Origin of the sequence: Flavobacterium artemisiae, assembly GCF_042678225.1 — a bacterium.
Lineage (GTDB): Bacteria > Bacteroidota > Bacteroidia > Flavobacteriales > Flavobacteriaceae > Flavobacterium > Flavobacterium artemisiae.
Genome location: NZ_JBHUDZ010000018.1, coordinates 1,025,758 through 1,043,511 on the forward strand (window position 1 = coordinate 1,025,758; position 17,754 = coordinate 1,043,511).

General features: G+C 33.1%; 19 protein-coding genes. 11 read left to right on the forward strand and 8 right to left on the reverse strand.

All coding sequences use genetic code 11. From position 1 onward, the window contains the following. Positions 1-162: 162 nt before the first annotated feature. From thrA to thrC, 4 genes are all read left to right on the forward strand, one after another. Complete coding sequence (gene thrA, locus ACFSC2_RS24305) at positions 163-2,610, forward strand: bifunctional aspartate kinase/homoserine dehydrogenase I (RefSeq protein WP_379813695.1); 2,448 nt, start codon at positions 163-165, stop codon at positions 2,608-2,610. A 172-nt stretch (positions 2,611-2,782) separates the two neighbouring features. Next, entirely contained in the window at positions 2,783-3,718 is a 936-nt protein-coding gene (locus tag ACFSC2_RS24310) for a homoserine kinase (RefSeq protein ID WP_379813696.1), read from the forward strand. A gap of 11 nt (positions 3,719-3,729) precedes the next feature. Further along, the gene (locus ACFSC2_RS24315) at positions 3,730-4,197 is read left to right on the forward strand and encodes a hypothetical protein (protein ID WP_379813698.1); all 468 of its coding nucleotides are present in this window, start codon (positions 3,730-3,732) and stop codon (positions 4,195-4,197) included. Between the two features lie 84 nt (positions 4,198-4,281). Beyond that, positions 4,282-5,571 (forward strand): threonine synthase, encoded by a 1,290-nt coding sequence (thrC, locus tag ACFSC2_RS24320; RefSeq protein WP_379813699.1) that lies wholly within the window; start codon positions 4,282-4,284, stop codon positions 5,569-5,571. 54 nt (positions 5,572-5,625) lie between these two features. Here thrC and ACFSC2_RS24325 read toward each other — a convergent pair whose 3' ends face one another. The 6 genes from ACFSC2_RS24325 to ACFSC2_RS24350 form a co-directional block, all read right to left on the reverse strand. After that, on the reverse strand, positions 5,626-6,387 hold the full coding sequence (locus tag ACFSC2_RS24325) for a hypothetical protein (protein WP_379813700.1): 762 nt from the start codon (positions 6,385-6,387) through the stop codon (positions 5,626-5,628). Between the two features lie 7 nt (positions 6,388-6,394). Then, a complete protein-coding gene (locus ACFSC2_RS24330; protein ID WP_379813701.1) occupies positions 6,395-6,715 on the reverse strand; it encodes a hypothetical protein in 321 nt (106 codons plus the stop codon). 251 nt (positions 6,716-6,966) lie between these two features. Then, entirely contained in the window at positions 6,967-7,254 is a 288-nt protein-coding gene (locus tag ACFSC2_RS24335) for a helix-turn-helix domain-containing protein (protein ID WP_379813702.1), read from the reverse strand. A 16-nt stretch (positions 7,255-7,270) separates the two neighbouring features. Next, on the reverse strand, positions 7,271-7,453 hold the full coding sequence (locus ACFSC2_RS24340) for a hypothetical protein (RefSeq protein ID WP_248726273.1): 183 nt from the start codon (positions 7,451-7,453) through the stop codon (positions 7,271-7,273). Beyond that, on the reverse strand, positions 7,429-8,100 hold the full coding sequence (locus ACFSC2_RS24345) for a hypothetical protein (RefSeq protein WP_379813703.1): 672 nt from the start codon (positions 8,098-8,100) through the stop codon (positions 7,429-7,431). The genes ACFSC2_RS24340 and ACFSC2_RS24345 overlap by 25 nt, the downstream gene beginning before the upstream one ends. Positions 8,101-8,368: 268 nt before the next feature. After that, on the reverse strand, positions 8,369-8,764 hold the full coding sequence (locus ACFSC2_RS24350) for a helix-turn-helix domain-containing protein (RefSeq protein ID WP_379813705.1): 396 nt from the start codon (positions 8,762-8,764) through the stop codon (positions 8,369-8,371). Positions 8,765-8,927: 163 nt separating this feature from the next. Here ACFSC2_RS24350 and ACFSC2_RS24355 point away from each other — a divergent pair, with 163 nt between their 5' ends. The 4 genes from ACFSC2_RS24355 (at position 8,928) to ACFSC2_RS24370 (ending at position 11,742) form a co-directional block, all read left to right on the forward strand. Then, on the forward strand, positions 8,928-9,236 hold the full coding sequence (locus tag ACFSC2_RS24355; protein WP_379813706.1) for a hypothetical protein: 309 nt from the start codon (positions 8,928-8,930) through the stop codon (positions 9,234-9,236). Positions 9,237-9,658: 422 nt separating this feature from the next. Beyond that, complete coding sequence (locus tag ACFSC2_RS24360) at positions 9,659-10,009, forward strand: hypothetical protein (RefSeq protein ID WP_379813708.1); 351 nt, start codon at positions 9,659-9,661, stop codon at positions 10,007-10,009. 382 nt (positions 10,010-10,391) lie between these two features. Next, on the forward strand, positions 10,392-10,868 hold the full coding sequence (locus ACFSC2_RS24365; RefSeq protein ID WP_379813709.1) for a hypothetical protein: 477 nt from the start codon (positions 10,392-10,394) through the stop codon (positions 10,866-10,868). A 25-nt stretch (positions 10,869-10,893) separates the two neighbouring features. After that, complete coding sequence (locus tag ACFSC2_RS24370) at positions 10,894-11,742, forward strand: hypothetical protein (protein ID WP_379813710.1); 849 nt, start codon at positions 10,894-10,896, stop codon at positions 11,740-11,742. A gap of 13 nt (positions 11,743-11,755) precedes the next feature. Here ACFSC2_RS24370 and ACFSC2_RS24375 read toward each other — a convergent pair whose 3' ends face one another. Beyond that, positions 11,756-12,529, reverse strand: a complete 774-nt coding sequence (locus ACFSC2_RS24375; RefSeq protein ID WP_379813711.1) for a hypothetical protein — start codon at positions 12,527-12,529, stop codon at positions 11,756-11,758. A 403-nt stretch (positions 12,530-12,932) separates the two neighbouring features. On the opposite strand from ACFSC2_RS24375, the gene ACFSC2_RS24380 reads away from it, so the two are divergent. Both ACFSC2_RS24380 and ACFSC2_RS24385 read left to right on the forward strand, forming a co-directional pair. Next, a complete protein-coding gene (locus tag ACFSC2_RS24380) occupies positions 12,933-14,465 on the forward strand; it encodes a S10 family peptidase (protein WP_379813712.1) in 1,533 nt (510 codons plus the stop codon). 191 nt (positions 14,466-14,656) lie between these two features. Further along, positions 14,657-15,163, forward strand: a complete 507-nt coding sequence (locus ACFSC2_RS24385) for a GNAT family N-acetyltransferase (RefSeq protein ID WP_379813713.1) — start codon at positions 14,657-14,659, stop codon at positions 15,161-15,163. Positions 15,164-15,377: 214 nt separating this feature from the next. On the opposite strand, the gene ACFSC2_RS24390 is transcribed toward ACFSC2_RS24385, so the two are convergent. Next, complete coding sequence (locus tag ACFSC2_RS24390) at positions 15,378-15,950, reverse strand: Crp/Fnr family transcriptional regulator (RefSeq protein ID WP_379813714.1); 573 nt, start codon at positions 15,948-15,950, stop codon at positions 15,378-15,380. Between the two features lie 236 nt (positions 15,951-16,186). Here ACFSC2_RS24390 and ACFSC2_RS24395 point away from each other — a divergent pair, with 236 nt between their 5' ends. Further along, the gene (locus ACFSC2_RS24395) at positions 16,187-17,302 is read left to right on the forward strand and encodes a pectate lyase family protein (RefSeq protein ID WP_379813715.1); all 1,116 of its coding nucleotides are present in this window, start codon (positions 16,187-16,189) and stop codon (positions 17,300-17,302) included. The last annotated feature ends 452 nt before the right edge of the window (positions 17,303-17,754 follow it).

Sequence of the window (17,754 nt, forward strand, 5' to 3'; positions counted from 1 at the left end):
CTATACTTTTTTCGCAAAAGAAGAAAGATATTGGATACATGAAAACATTTCCAAAAAGAAAAGAAATAAAACAGCAATCACAGTTTTAAGTTACAGTTCACAGTTGATAATCTTTGAACCTTCGTTACTCAGAACCTTTGCAACTAAGAAAAAAAAAAAAAAATGAAAGTATTAAAATTTGGCGGAACTTCGGTTGCCAATGCTCAAAATATAAAACTCGTTCTCGAAATCGTTAAACAAAAATCACAACAAGACAAAGTAGCTGTAGTAGTTTCGGCTTTAAGTAAAGTGACTGATTTATTGCAATCTGCTGCCGCAAAAGCAGCGGCAAACGATGAAAGCTTTAGAGAAATTGTTGCTGAAATTGAGAAAAAACACCTTGACACTCTTAAAGAACTGATTCCGGTAAGCGAGCAAAGCAGTCTTTTAAGCCATGTAAAAAGAATCATCAACCATTTAGAAACTCTATTAGACGGTTGTTTCCTTTTAGGCGAATTATCGCCGAGAACTGCCGATACTATTTTAAGTTTTGGAGAGCTTTTATCTTCTTACATTATTGCGCAGGCGTATCAGCAGATCAATAAAAATGCGGCTTACAAAGACAGTCGTGAATTAATTAAAACAGATTCTAATTACGGAAAAGCGGTTGTAAACTTTGAGGTTTCTAACAATTTAATTCAAGAATATTTCAAAAACAACGAAGCGCAAATCAATATTTTACCTGGATTTATTGCACAGACTTTAGACGGAATCACTACAACTTTAGGACGCGGCGGTTCTGATTATACTGCAGCGATTATCGCGGGAGCGCTTGATGCGGAACAATTGGAAATCTGGACTGATGTAAACGGAATGTTTACTGCCAACCCAAAAATTGTAAAACAAGCACAGCCAATTGCGACTATTTCTTACCAAGAAGCGATGGAATTATCGCATTTTGGAGCCAAAGTTTTGTACCCGCCGACAATTCAGCCGGTTTTAAGAAAAAACATTCCGATTTTAATTAAAAATACTTTTGAACCAGAAGCCGAAGGAACATTGATTTCTAGTCAGCCTTCTTCAAAAGATACAGTTGTAAAAGGAATCAGCCATATCGATAATATTTCGCTTGTAACTCTTGAAGGTCCGGGAATGATTGGTGTAGCGGGTTCTTCTAGACGTTTGTTTGAAGTATTATCTCAGGAAAAAATCAACGTTATTTTTATTACGCAGGCTTCTTCTGAGCATTCAATTTGTATCGGAATTTTAAATTCGGATGCTGATAATGCCGAAGCTGCAATCAACAGAGCTTTTGAAATCGAAATTGCTCAGAACAAAATCGATCCTTGTTATGTAGAAAAAGACCTTTGTATTATTGCTTTGGTTGGTGAAAACATGAAAAATCACCAAGGTCTTAGCGGAAGAATGTTCAGCACTTTAGGAAAAAATAACGTAAATATCCGCGCCATTGCACAAGGTGCTTCTGAAAGAAATATTTCGACTGTAATTAACGAAAGAGACGTTAAAAAAGCACTAAATACTTTACACGAAAACTTCTTTGAGGAAAACACAAAACAGCTGAATTTATTTGTAATGGGAGTTGGAAATGTGGGTGAAAAATTCATCGAACAGATTCACAGCCAAAAGAAATTCTTAAAAGATGCTTTAAAGATTAATGTTCGTGTAATTGCTTTATCAAATTCAAGAAAAATGCTTTTTGATGAAGACGGAATCTCTTTAAAAGACTGGCAGGCTTCTTTAGACAAAAGCGAAGAAGCGATTCCGACAGAATTTATCGCTCGAGCGAAAGAGCTGAATTTACGTAACAGCATTTTTGTAGATATTACTGCAAATGCAGGAGTTTCTGATATGTATGAGAAATTCTTAAAAGAAAGTATTGCCGTTGTAACATGCAACAAAATTGCTTGTTCATCTGCTTACGACAATTATAAAAAACTGAAAAACTTATCACGTCAATACAACGCTCCTTTCTTGTTTGAAACGAATGTTGGTGCGGGATTACCGATTATCGATACAGTAAAAAACCTGATTGCATCTGGAGATAAAGTGCATAAAATTCAGGCAGTTTTATCGGGAAGTCTGAATTTTATTTTCAACAATTTTGATGAGAATAATTCTTTCCATGATGTGGTAAAAGAAGCTGGAGTTCAAGGTTTCACAGAACCAGATCCGAAAATCGACTTAAGCGGTATCGACGTAGCGCGTAAAATCCTGATTCTAATTCGCGAAAGCGGTTATGAAATGGATATTGACGCCATTGCAAACGAATCATTTTTGCCTGCTGACTGTTTAGCAACAACAAACAACGATGACTTTTTTGCTTCGTTAATCAAACATGCTTCTCATTTTGAAAACATTTATAAAGAAGCTTTAGCAAAAGATTCTAGATTGAAATATGTAGCGCAATTCGAAAACGGAAAAGCAAGCGTAGGGCTTCAATTCATTCCAAAAGATCATCCTTTCTATAATTTAGAAGGAAAAGACAATATCGTGCTTTTCTATACCGATCGTTACGTAGATCAGCCTTTATTGATTAAAGGAGCTGGTGCCGGAGCTGCGGTGACTGCTTCAGGGATTTTTGCGGATGTTATTAGAATAGGGAATATATAAATTTTTGTTTCAGGTTTAAAATTTAACCGCAAAGGTCGCAAAGAGCTACGCAAAGGTTGCAAAGCTTTGTTTTTCCTTGTGTGCTTTGCGAAAAAACCTTGCGAACTTTGCGGTTAAGCTCACAAAGCTTGGCAACTTAAAACTTTAAACCTGAAACCTGAAACAACCAAAAATGAAAGAAATAAAATTATTCTGTCCCGCTACAATTGCAAACCTCTCATGCGGATTTGACGTTTTGGGACTTTGCTTAGACAATGCGGGTGATGAAATGATTGTTCGAAAAGTCGATCAAAAAGGAGTTCGAATTACTAAAATCGTGGGTGCCGATTTGCCTCTTGAAACCGAGAAAAATGTTTCTGGAGTTGCGGCTTTGGCGATGTTGGAAGCCTATGAAAGGGATTTCTCCGCGATAGCTATCGGGATTGAAATTGAAATTTATAAAAACATCAAAGCTGGAAGCGGTATCGGAAGCAGTGCGGCAAGTTCTGCCGGAGCGGTTTTCGGAATCAATGAATTATTGGGAAGACCTTATTCTCGTAAAGATTTGGTTCAGTTTGCGATGCAGGGCGAGAAATTAGCCAGCGGCAACGCGCACGCCGACAACGTTGCTCCTGCCCTTTTAGGTGGATTTACTTTGGTAAGAAGTTACGATCCTTTAGATATTATCAGAATTGACAGTCCAGAAGAATTGTACGCAACGGTGGTTCATCCACAGATTGAATTGAAAACGTCTGACGCTCGTTCGGTTTTAAAACAAAATGTTTCCCTTAAAAGTGCCATCATGCAGTGGGGAAATGTGGGCGGATTGGTTGCGGGTCTTTACACCAAAGATTATGAGTTAATCGGACGTTCGCTTCACGACGAAATCGTTGAGCCTTTAAGAAGTGTTTTGATTCCTGGTTTCGACCAAATCAAAAAAACAGCTTACGAAAACGGCGCTTTAGGCTCTGGAATTTCAGGTTCTGGTCCGTCGATTTTCGCTTTAAGCCGAGGAAAAGAAACCGCAGATCAAATCGCAAAAGCCATGAGCGAAGTTTACGAAAAAATGAATTTACCGTATGAAATTCACGTTTCGAAGATTAATCCAGATGGTGTTAGGATTTTGTAATTTCTTGAATCATGGATGAAATAACAAAAGAAGAGCAAATTGAAAATTGGTTAAAAATCGGTTTCAGCCAGCCCGAAGAAAGACTTTATGAAATATTTTATTTCGATAAAAGGGACAATCAATTTTTCTCTATTCTTGTTTCTGACTATTTTCATTTTGATGAAGATTATACTATTCCTAAAAATGCTGTTTCAACCTATTCTAAAGATATTTTAGTGGTGTTAGCAGAAAGAATGAAACGAATTGAAAATGATGACAAATCAATTATTTCATTAAGCAGAGCCAAGAAAGATGAAAATCTTACCGATGAATACTTAAATCAAAAAATGGAAACATTCTTAAATTTAAATTCAATAGACATAACAACTGCAACTATTTGGGAAGTCGATGAAATTGGAAGTGTAACTTTTAACTTGAGAGATGACGAATCAGAAGCTAACGTAAGTAAACAAAAAAGTTGGTGGAAATTTTGGAAATAAGATCAATCATAATTAATACAAAAAATATAAGAAGTTATCAATAGAAAAAATCTAAAATCTAACTTCTAAAATCTAAAATAAGAAATGAAATACTACAGTTTAAACCATAATGCCCCAAAAGTTTCTTTTCAGGAAGCTGTAATACAAGGATTAGCGAGTGACAAAGGATTATATTTCCCAGAAAGCATTACGCCTCTTGATCCTTCATTTTTTGATACAATCGAAAGTTTAAGCCACGAAGAAATTGCTTTTGAAGCGATTAAACAATTCGTAGGCGACGAAATACCTGCAGAAAAACTAAAAGAAATCATTGCTGAAACTTTGGTTTTTGATTTCCCTGTCGTGAAAGTGGAAAACGGAATCTATTCGTTAGAATTATTCCACGGGCCGACAATGGCGTTTAAAGACGTGGGAGCGCGATTTATGTCTCGTTGTTTGGGTTATTTCAATAAAGACAAAAAAGACGCTAAAAACACGGTTTTAGTAGCGACTTCTGGCGATACAGGCGGTGCTGTTGCGAGCGGATTTTTAGGCGTTGACGGAGTAGATGTTGTCATTTTATATCCGTCAGGAAAAGTGAGCGATATTCAGGAAAAACAATTGACGACTTTAGGACAAAATATTAAAGCGCTTGAAGTTGATGGTGTTTTTGACGATTGCCAAGACATGGTGAAAAAAGCGTTTTTAGACGAAACTTTAGCGCACAAAAACCTGACTTCGGCGAATTCTATCAATATTGCGCGTTGGTTACCACAGATGTTTTATTTCTTCTTTGCTTACAAAGCGTTGAAGAGCCAAAACAAACCTTTGGTTTTCTCTTGCCCAAGCGGAAACTTCGGAAATATCTGTGCTGGAATTATGGCAAAAAAATTAGGTTTGCCAATTGAGCATTTCGTTGCTTCGACAAACGTAAACGACACGGTGCCAAGATTCTTAGAAAACGGAAAATACGACCCAAAACCTTCTAAAGCTACAATCTCTAACGCAATGGACGTTGGAAACCCAAGTAATTTTATTAGAATTCAGGAATTATATAATAATGATCTAAAAGCGTTCGAAAAAGACTTTTCTTCTTATAGTTATACCGATGAAGAAACACTCGAAGCTCTAAAGAAAATTTATAACACCGACGGTTACATCGCAGAACCTCACGGCGCTGTTGGCTATTTAGGTTTGAAAAAAGAACTTGAAAAATACCCGAACGCCATTGGTATTTTCTTAGAAACCGCTCACCCAATTAAATTCTTAGATGTGGTTGAACCAGCGCTAGGAATTACGCTTCCTATCCCAGCACAAATTGAAAGTGTTATTAATGAGGAGAAAGTTAGTGTGAAGATTGGGACTTATGAGGAGTTGAAGGATTTCTTGGCGTAATTTCAAGAAAGATTAGTATAAAAAAAGCAATTGAAAAAAGTTCAATTGCTTTTTTTATGGTGCTTTATCAGGTATAACTGCTCCTTCCTTTGGATATAGATTAGGTGCAGGAACATCATAAATTTTAAAATCTTTCACATTACTCATTTCAAAAATAAGTGTTTGATTTCTTGATTTATCATAAATAAAAATATTTTCGTCGGTTTTACCTATCAAGTATAACTTAAATTTTTTACCTGTTTCTACAATTTTTGATTCATTGTAGCAAAAATAGAGGCGGTCAGATTTTGGAAAATAGTTTACCTCGGTAATAATCAATTGACACATGAAATAAGGCACTATCAATATAAGACTAAAATATGCTTTTAGATTGTATGCTGAAATTTTAAATTTATAGTGTATTAGTTTACTCAACCTATCAATAGCATGTAAAATGCCAATTACGACAAATACTGTAATGCTAAATAAAGGTCTGTTTATTCTTGAATCAATTCCTAAAAGCAACATTATAAACAATCCTATAAAAATTATAAATAAAATATAAAAAAGTATTATCGTTTTTCTCAAAGAAAGTTTATTAAAAGTCTGATTTTTAACTTGAAAAGACTTCTTTGAAGTTCCTGCCACAATTAATAAAACAAGTGAAGAAAAAATTATAATCTTTATCGTATTACTTAGAAACAGTGTCAAAACCCCTTGTAAATCTGTGTAATAAAAAATATTTATACCATAGAACCCATAGTATACAAAAACGTACACTATGGAGTAAAATGTAAACAAAATTCCTAAATTTTTAAAGGTAAAGCTATCAGTCATTAATTACTTAGATTTGAAAATCAATTTTGTTACGTCTGCAATATTCTTCAATATCAGCATGTACAAGCATATCGTAATCATTTTCAAGCACTATATAAACCCTCAAAGGTGTTCCAGCTGGCAACAACCTGCAAGCTTGCAAAGTGGCCTCTTTATTCCCTAGAGCATGACGAAGTTCTCTCGAAATGGCTACAACTGGTGCAATCATATTTGCATTTTGAACAAAAGACTCTAGTAAATTTTGATTTTCGGGTCCAACAAAAGTGTAATCATTCTTTAATAGATAAGGCTGGAATCTTTGTTCTAATTCGAATACTTTTTCGTTCATGTTTTTTGGTTTGTTAGTTGTTATTAAATATTATTTTCCACAATGATTTTACTATCCCCGCTAGCGCAAACACCTCGTTCATCAACACAAAGAAATTCAAAAACTAATTTAAATGAGCACGAGCGTGACGCTCGCGCTAGCAGGAGGAAATATCTTTTTTTTATAAAACTTTAAAGCCACAATTACGTGTTTATTCTTTTGTAATTGTGGCTTATATCTTTAAGGTACATTAAAAAAGCATCATTAAATAATTACTTAACTTTCTCAACAAGAACTGTTTTAATCGTTTTACTTAACATATTAAAAATTTCTTGTTTTTCTAGCGGAATATCTTCATCTGTTATTGAAAAAAATAATAAGTAAGATACTGGAATATCAAGTGCCTCACATATCTTTTCGATTGTACTTTTCTGCGGAAAAGAGGCATTAATTTCAATCTGACTTAGAGCATTTATAGAAATATCACATTTCTCTGCCAAATCTCTTTGCCCCATTTTCTTTTCTTTTCTTAACAATTTTATTGCATTCCCTATATTCATAACTAATTAATTAAGCTCAGATATCAATTCCGAACAATTTTAATATCTCTTTACTGATTGAACAGATTCCGAGAAAACCTTTTATAAAATCGTCTAAATCTAATTGATTATCCGATAATTTTGAAATTAATGTATTTTTATCTTCTTCAGATAAGTCACTTTGTTTTATATTTTCTATGAGTAATTTATATTTTTCCATGAGATTTGCTTAAAATAAATATTAAATTTTATAAAAGCTTCTCTTCTAAAGTTATTCCAAGAGAAGCAAAAAAATGAATTTTTGATTCTCGAAATATCTTCATCATCTGTAAAAATATAATAATGATTTGAAATTAAAATTGGCGAAAGAACCGACCTTAAATCTTTATTAATTTTACTAATTTTAAAATTGATTTTTTTTAAAATTTTTCTTGTTATAAATCCAAAATTACTTTTGCTTGATTTTACTGGTTCTGCGTAAATAATTTTACTAAAAAAATCGACAATTAAATCATTTTCTAAACTAAAGTCTAAAATTTCACCATTTGCCAAACAAACTTCATCTAGATTCAATTTATCTTTTTTTATAAAATTCAAGAAAAATCTACTATATGCGACGGGGCTTTCTATAAAATATTCATGATTCAATTTTAAATCTTTAAAAAGACTATTGACCGCATCTACGTAAAAAGATGAAATTACCTCAATTTGTTTTGAATTAAGAAAAGCGAATGATCCATCTCCAAAAACATTAAAACCAGCTTGCTTTAGCATTGAAACAATATCTGATTTAGAAAAACCTGTTCTTTTGCATACTTGATCAATACTAACCATCTTTCTATCTCTTCTAATTTTTACGGATTTCATCTTTCTAATTTTTTAACAAAGATAAAACAAATTTCAAAAATTACAAGCAAAACATGTAATTTTAACATTTAATTACAATTATCACCTCCAATATTAATCCCTATTCCCTCTACTGAAGTGAGCGTCCCACTCGTGAACGCAAAGAATATCAAGACCAATTGAAACGTTTACGAGCGAGACGCTCGCCATAGCAATTAAGAAGTCAAAAAACAAAAAAAGAGACCTAATCAAAGGTCTCTTCTCAATTTAATATATCTTCAAAAAACATTTATTTCCCATTCAATAATTTCTCCAAATACTCCACTTTATCTTTTTCAGCTTGCACCAAACGCTCGTAAAGTTCAACAACTTTATCTAAAGGATTAAAAGTACAATTGTAATTATAATCACCTGAAGCAATTGCACTGCTATCTTGAAAAGTATTTCCAATAATATTAAAAACCGCTTCTTCCGAAAAGTTTTTAATGGCTTCAACAGAAACTCCAAGAACGTTTGCAATTTGGTTCAGTTTTTCGTCATCAACATTTTCGCTTGCTTCAATATTAGAAACTGTTTGTTGCGTTACGCCAATTGCCATTGCCAAAGCTTCCTGCTTCATGCCTTTTAGTTCTCTAATTCGGCTAATATTTCTGCCGATATGTTTTGGTTTTACTGCTGTGCTCATGAATCAAAGATATTTAAAATTCTTAAGGAAAAATAGATTTTTGTAAAAAACTAAGTCCATTTGTGCTATACAAATGTAAATATTTTTGTAACTCAAAATCTCTGGCTTACTTGCCGCTAATTACACAAAAGTAAGATTTTTACAGCAATTAAAACTATAAGCCATGAACGAACAAAGTAAATTATCACTAACCGATTTTTTAGAATTTGCAGCAAGAGTTAATTATTTTACCAAATTAAAACCCAGTAAAAAGAATACAAACTCTTTTAAAACAATGGTAACCATAACGTGTTATAACGAATTAATGCAAAGTATTATTTCGCTGTTAAGAACAAGTATCAACACGCTGCAACAGGAAGAATCTCAAACTGCCATTGATGTTATGCTTCTTCTCGAAATCGCTATACAGCTTTTACCTTCTGATGAAATGGAATTGTTGGATGAATTGTATAAAGTGCTTTCTCATAACTAGTACCATCAGGACTTCGCACAGCTTATAGCAGCAAATAAAATTCTAAAACCTCAATTGCCTCCTGCTTTAGCTGGAGGTTTATAAAGCAAAGTGCGCACGCTTTAGCCAAATTAATTTTCGGCTAAAGCCATTTGTAATCTTCTTATTTTTTTCCTCCAGCTAAAGCAGGAGGCAATTAATATTATTATTACAATCAAAATATTCTCTTAGAGAAGTGTTCTGATCGCTGTGGGAAGTCTCTCTACTTTATATTTGTTTGCAATTATCAACAAAGCAGATTTACAAGATATTAAAAGGGAATATTAGGTTTACATCGTAGTAAAAACGGCTGCCATTTCAGTCGTTTTTTTATTATGCAGCCTCATTCTTATTTAAAAATTTACTTGAAAAAATACATACATTTGAAAACAAGAAAAAAAACTATGAATTCTATAGAAGAGCTAAAGAAAGAATTAGAAAATAAAACTTTATCCGTTAAATGGAAAATACTTTCGGAAATTGGTCCTGACTGGATTGGAAGCAGCAGAACTATAACTTTTTATTTAGACAATGCTCCACTAGAAGATAACGCCTTTTGTAAGCAAATGACTGATAAGCTGATAGAAGTTATTGAAATTCCATCAACAAGCGAAGACCACGTTATAACAGGCGAAGGAACTTTCGTTTTGCAAGGTGCAGATTTGCTTATTGAGTATCAAATAGAAGCTGCTATTCCTTATGATTACAATTTCGATTACGACAGCGATATAAAAACTTTTATGGCAAATCTATAGTTGTTATAATTTGATAGAAATATTCGCCAAGAATAATCATTGAGCAAGAACTGAAATGAATGAATTAGATCAAATAAAAAAGAAATCAAAAAGTTTTTCTAAAACTATTATTTTAGAATTTGCTTACGCCACTTTCGTCTATTGGCTTTATAAAATATCATCTGTTAAAGATTATAAAGTTTATTGGATTTACATTTTTATACTTTTCTCCTTACCTCTATTTTTTAATATTTATAAGTATTTAAATTATAAAAAGAATGGCGATTTTGTTCAGTCCAATAATATCCTTATAATTCAAATATTGCTTTTGATTTTCTGTCTTAAGTTTTTAATTTAATACCATAAGTTTATTATGTTTGATTAAAAAACAATAAACTCCAATATGGGCACAAAAATTATTCTGGTCTTTTTAGTAGTAATCATTATTCTTCTTCTCAGTTACAAAAAAATTCTATTTTGGATAGAGCGCCATAATGAACAGAAAGAAATAGCATTTAAAAAAAGAACAGGTCTTGATTTATGGTCACTGAATCGATTATCTGCCGAAGCGCCTTTTTTCTGGGGATTAGAAAAATTCTTATTTGACAAAAGAGTTTTCTATTTTGACGATACTAATTTATATCTAATAAAACCTAACGAACCTCTATTAAAATATCCGCTTTCGACAATTACCGAAGTTACAAGAACTATGATTACTATTAATAAAAGAAGGGTTTGGCAAATTATTATAGACAATTCAGGACAGCGATTAACGTATAAGTTGAGAACTTACAGCAATCTGGGGCTTTTCTTAGAAAAAGTGAAAGAGAATCCAAATGCAATTGTAGACGATCAATATATTTGGGGAATATTTGAGTAATTACTAATTTAATCTTATTGTAAAAATGGCAATCTGGCAATATCTTTTAATTGTAGTTCCTGAAAATTCTATTGATGATAATTACAATATTTTTGAAAATAATGAAACTGGTTTTTTACCCGAAACAAATTCTTATTGGGAAAATTTTGACGGCAGTATTAATTCCATTATTTCAGAACTCAATCAAATTCTTCCAAAAGCAAGTTGGAGTGACGAAATACATTTGAATTGGAAAGGCAACGGCAATAATGACGAAGACAATGATGCATTTATTTGTCTTACAGATGATAAATCTAAAATTAAAGAATTTCAATTCAGAATTGATTTAAGAAAGGCATCTAATATTACAAACATTCTTCAATCTATCTTAGAACTTTGCAAAAGACACAATTTAGTTCTAATTGACTTAAAAGGAAAAATCTTAAAGCCAGAATTAAAAGATATATCAGAAAGTATAAGAACGTCAAATGCTTCAAGTTTTGTCACCGATCCTATGCAATTTTTCGAAAATTTAAGTAATCAAAGTAAAATTGAAACATCAAAAAATACCAGCAAAATATACCCTTTTGAAAAACTAGAAATAATCAAAAGTTTAGTAAGAATCTCATCATGGTTCTTAATTTTGATATTGTTCTTTGCTATGATTATTACTTTGCTTTCTGATGCGTTTGGAAGTTATTTCATTAATTATTTTGTCGTTTTTCTATCTATTTTTATATTATTAATCAATGCTTCAACTTTACTTGTAATTTCTATTTTGTATAAATCAAAGAAAGAAAAAGTCTTTTACAACATTAAAAAAGAATTCATTTTATTTCTGGTTTCTATAGCTAGTCTGATGCTTTTAAGCGGTGTAATCCATTTTAAAATATAATATAAATTAAATATTAATATTTTTTTGTACCCACCAAATACAGAATCTTAGTTGGTCCAGATTTTACTTTTCCAATTTCCCAATTAAAGTTTTCTTTATTATTTAATTTAGAAACCAAGACATTCATTTCGTCAACAGAATAGGTTCGTAAAGACGAAACTACTCCATCCCATAAAATTAAAATCGGCACAATCGGAATCAGATAAGTAAATATAATTCTGCCAATATGAAACGGTCTAATAAAAGGTGTTGTCAGTAAAACAGAGATCGGCGAAAAGATCATCGCCATGATACTTTGCAAACTTCTCTCCTGCCCTTCAAAAATGGCAATCGAACTATTACTGTCGACAGCATTCTGCAGAATTTGCTGTGCATCTTCGGGTTTAAAATGATGCAGTGACAAAAATTGTGTTCTAAGTCCGTTTAGGTTTTCGGGAACATTTCGGGCATCGATGGAAGTTCTTATAAAATCGAAATTATCTACTTGTTTTTGCGTATGTTCGAACGCTGGAATATTAGGAAAATAATCGGTCAGTAGAATTTTTACATCTGGATTTCTTTTACGCAATTCTTTATTGATCCAGATTAATCCGCCGCCACCGCCGGAACCTAAATCTATAATCTGATTGGTATTGGTATCTTTTAAAGCTTTTTCTAAAATCGTAATTATTCCTTTATACATTGGAGTTTTATTTGCTAGAAACTGTAAAAAGTCGGTCATGTAGTTTCTAATAAATTTGGGAAGCCATTGCTGGTCTTCAAACTCGAATAAATGTATTCTGCTCATTTCTTTGTAAAATTTGGGTAGAACAAATTACAATATTTTTCTCTAGCTTTTGATTAAAATAAAATTAGAATGGAATTGAAATTTTAAACCACGAAAAAATAGTAATTGATTAGCTTTAGTTATTGATAAGTATTTCGACACTATTTCACTCTCCCAAAATATTCTAAAGATTCGAATAAAGCCATTTCTATATTGCAATTTTGTTTTTAATATAAAGCTAAAGTAAATTCATACATTTATATGTTTTTAAAGGAAAATAATTTCGAAATTCTTTATAATAAACATGATTAGAAAAAAATGCTGCTAAAATTTTAGTTCGTTCTTCTGATCGGTAAAAATTCATCATTACTTTTTTTATATCTTTAAAAACTCTAATAGTAGAATTCATCATTACCCTAACTTTATGAAAAAAACATTCCTCTCGATTCTTTTAGTTGGATTTTTAACTGCTTACGCCCAAGAATCAAAACCAGATTCAAAACCGAAAACACCTCCTGCAAAAGAAGAAAATTCTCCTTCTAATCTTACTTTTAATCCAGATTCTCAAGTTGTAACCAATCATACCACAACAATAAAAGGCCAGAAGGTTTCCTATAAAGCAACAGCAGGTACAATGCCGGTTTGGGATGAAGAAGGAAAAGCGATTGCCGGATTATTCTATACCTATTATGAGCGTTCTGATGTAAAAGATCGCGATTCTCGTCCTTTAGTAATTTCATTTAATGGCGGTCCTGGTTCTGCCTCAGTTTGGATGGAGATTGCTTATACAGGGCCAAGCTTGTTAAATATTGATGATGAAGGATATCCTTTGCAGCCTTATGGAATAAAAGAAAATCCGTATTCTATTTTAGATATTGCTGATATCGTTTTTGTAAACCCTGTCAATACAGCTTACTCAAGACCGACAAGCAAAGAGATCCCTACAACAAAATTCTTCGGCGTGAATGCCGACATTAAATACTTAGCCGATTGGATTAATGGCTTTGTAACGAGATCTAATCGTTGGGCTTCACCTAAATATCTAATAGGAGAAAGTTATGGAACCACTCGAGTATCAGGATTAGCGCTGCAATTACAAAACAATCAATGGATGTATCTTAATGGAGTAATTTTAGTATCTCCTACCGATTTAGGCATAACCCGCGGCGTTGTTTCTAATGCTGCTCTTAAATTGCCTTATTTTGCCGCTACAGCTTGGTATCATAAAATGTTAAGTCCAGATCTTCAGAACAAAGATTTAACTGCCATGTTACCAGAAGTAGAAAGTTTTACCATAAATGAACTTCTTCCTGCATTGAGCAAAGGAGGATCTTTGGAAGAAAAAAAAAGAAAAGAAATCGCTGCTAAAATGGCGCATTATTCTGGTATTTCAGATAAAGTTATTCTACAAAACAATTTAGATGTTCCTAATGATTATTTCTGGAAAGAATTGCTAAGAGATCAAGGCTATACCGTAGGAAGACTTGATTCAAGATACAAAGGAATTGACCGCAAAGATGCTGGCGAAAGTGTTGATTTTAATGCTGAACTTACTTCTTGGCTGCATTCGTTTACACCTTCTATCAATATGTATTTACGTAATAATCTTAACTACAAAACCGACTTTAAATACAATATGTTTGGCTCCGTTCATCCTTGGGACAGATCTAATGATAAAACAGGAGAAAACCTGAGACAAGCCATGGCGCAAAATCCATATTTACATGTAATGGTGCAGTCAGGATATTATGATGGTGCTTGTGACTATTTTAATGCAAAATATGATTTATGGCAAATGGACCCAAGCGGAAAACTAAACAATAGAATGTCATGGAAAGGTTACCGAAGCGGCCATATGATGTATTTGAGAAAAGCTGACTTAGAAACTGCAAATGAAGACATCAGAACATTCATAAAGCAATCATTACCTAAAGCCAGCGAACCTGCAAAATATTAAATCAGATTTCCAATATAAGAGACTAGATTATTATAATTTCAATTGCCTCCAGCTTTAGCTGGAGGTTTTGTTTTAATAGTATAATTGGCTTTAGCCAAAAAACTTAGAAGATTAGGCTAAAGCCATTTTCTGATTTAACTTTGTATCCTGCAGCTAAAGCTGTAGGCAATTCATTTTTTTTATTTAATAACATGATTATAAAAGCATTACTCAAAGATATTCCGGATTTAACCATTTTAATCAATTCAGCTTACAGAGGCGAAAGCTCTAAAAAAGGCTGGACAACTGAAGCACATCTACTAGAAGGAAAAAGAACTGATGAAGAGGAAATGACGGAAATCTTTCTGGATCCAAAAAATACAATTCTGAAATTTACGTATAACGATCGAATTATCGGTTCGGTTTTATTGGTCGAAAAAGAAAATCAATTATATCTCGGAATGCTGACCGTTTCGCCAGAACTTCAAAACAGCGGCATCGGAAAAAAACTTTTGGCTGAAGCCGAAAATCATGCTAAAACCTTAGGATTGACTTCTATTATTATGACGGTAATTTCGGTTCGCGAGGAATTGATCGCTTGGTACAAACGTCACGGATATGTGGATACAGGCAAAAGAGAGGCTTTTCCTGAAAGTGAAATTCATATTACGATTTCTGAAATTCCTTTGGAGTTTATTTATTTGGAGAAAAATATTTAAGTTTTTTTTGCCACAAAGTCTCAAAGATTTTTTTTAATCTCGCAACAAAGTTTAACTAAAAAACAACCATATAAGTGATATAAGTTCAATTAAGCGGAAAACTTAAATTTCTTATATCACTTATATGGTTCAAAACTTTGCGACTCTGCGACTTTGCGAGATTTTAATTTAGCCTCTGCACCTTTGCCTCTCTGCCACTTTGAACCTTTTAAAATTAAGAAACTGTTCTCTTAATCTTCGATAAAAATTCATGTGAAACTCCTAAATATGATGAGAGATTCTTATTGTTTATCGAGCTTACTTTCTGCGGATAACGCTCTTTAAAATCAAGATAACGCTGTTTGGAGGTTTTGTTGAGAACGTCTAAAAGCCTTTGCTGTATAGCAACATTGGCACTTTCGATCATTAAAACATGAAACTGAAAAAGCTTGGGAACCTCAGCAAATAACTGTGCTTTTTTAATTTTACTAATTACTAAAATTTCGCTTTCTTCAATAGCTTTAATATTGTATGTCGTTGGTTTTTGATGGTAAAAACTTTCGAGATCACACATCCATTCGTTTTCGAATGAGAAGAAAATTACGGTTTCGGTGCCGTTTTCGTTTAAGATGTAGGTTTTAAACGAACCTTTTAAAATAAATCCCTCATAACTGTTATTGGAATCCTGAATCTGCAAAAACTGATTCTTTTTGAGTTTAATGAGTTCTGCCTTTGAAACAATGAGATTCCATTCTTCATCGCTGAGCGGAATCTTCCTTTCGATGTTTTTTCGTAGTAGGTTGTACATGTTGTGGTTTTTGTTTAAGGAAATACTTTTCTCGATTCATTGTCTGTAGGGGCATACACAATGTAATCGATTACGTAAAAATACGGTATTTATCCTTTTTTTGTAAACTAACAAGTGTTAAAAATATTGTTTCCAGTAGAAATATTTGCAAAAGTTTGAACTTGTTCAATTTTTTTCCTACAAATTATAAGCAGTTTTGTGCCGTTAAACATTTATAAATAACCAAACTTATTGTAATGAACTTAAAAACAAAAATCGCAGCATGCCTTATGGCATTAGCTTTGGGTTTTACGTCCTGTAACACCGACGAAGCTATTTCTGAGCAAAATGCTCAGAACACCGTTAACGAAAGCACAACGGAATTATCAACAACTTCAACTGCTAAAGTAGGGAATTGCGCAGCTGTACCAGGCTGGGCTTCTCAAAACGGAGGAACAACCGGAGGTGGTTCTGCAGCAGAAACAACCGTTACTACTTACGCACAGTTGAAATCGGCTATTGAAAACACTTCTGTAAAAGTGATTAAGGTTTCTGGAACTATCACAGTTACTACAAGATTGTCGTTTCAGGATCAAACAGGAAAAACGATTTACGGTGCCAGCGGTGCTAAATTGGTTTCTACTAACCAGACTAAAGATGCTTCTGGAATCATCAACATTAAGAGATGTAAAAACATCATTATTAGAAACTTAATTTTTGAAGGTCCTGGTGCTTATGATACTGATGGATGGGATAACGCTATCCTTGACGAATGTACAAATGTGTGGGTGGACCACTGCGAATTTAGAGACGGTGTTGACGGAAACTTTGACATTAAAAACAAATCAGATTATATTTCTGTTACGTATTCTAAATTCCATTATCTAAAACCACCAAAAGCTGGAGGATCTGGAGGATCAGACGATCACAGATATTCTAACTTAATTGGTTCTAGCGACGGTGCAACTGGTGACCGCGGTAAATTAAGAATCACTTTTGCAAGATGCTGGTGGGCTCCAGGATGTAAAGAAAGAATGCCTAGAGTTCGTTACGGAAAAGTGCACATCGTAAATAGTTTCTTTAACAGTACAGTAAGCAACAAATGTATTGCCGCAGGTTTTGAAGCTGATATTCGTGTAGAAACCAATGTTTTTGAAGGCGTTAAAAATCCAATTGATCTAATGAGCAGCTATACTGCAGTTACTGTTGCCAGTGACAATGTATTTACTAGCGTATCAGGAACTAAAGCGGGAAGCGGTACGGCTTTTACACCTCCTTATTCTATAGTAAAATTGAATGCTTCTGCTGTTAAATCTGATATTTCTGCAAATGCTGGAGCTACTTTAGGAGGAAACGTATGTGGTTCTTTCTAATGGAAGTTCTATAAAAATATGAGTTAGTTTTAGTTTTGAAACCACGGATTGTGTGAGAAGCAATTCGTGGTTTTTTTATTTTTTGTTTCAGGTTTCAAGTTTCAGGTTTTTTCGCAAAGATTCACAGAGAATTGCGCAAAAGATTCGCTAAGATATTTTAATCTCGCAAAGTCGCAGAGTCGCAAAGGTTTTATATTCTTGGCGTCTTAGCGACTTTGCGAGATTTATCAGTTTAGGCTTAAATTATCTTATATAACTTATATGGTTTAAAAACAGTTTCAGGTTTTTTCGCAAAGATTCACAGAGAATTGCGCAAAGATTCGCAGAGATATTTTAATCTCGCAAAGTCGCAGAGTCGCAAAGGTTTTATATTCTTGGCGTCTTAGCGACTTTGCGAGATTTATCAGTTTAGGCTTAAATTATCTTATATAACTTATATGGTTTAAAAACAG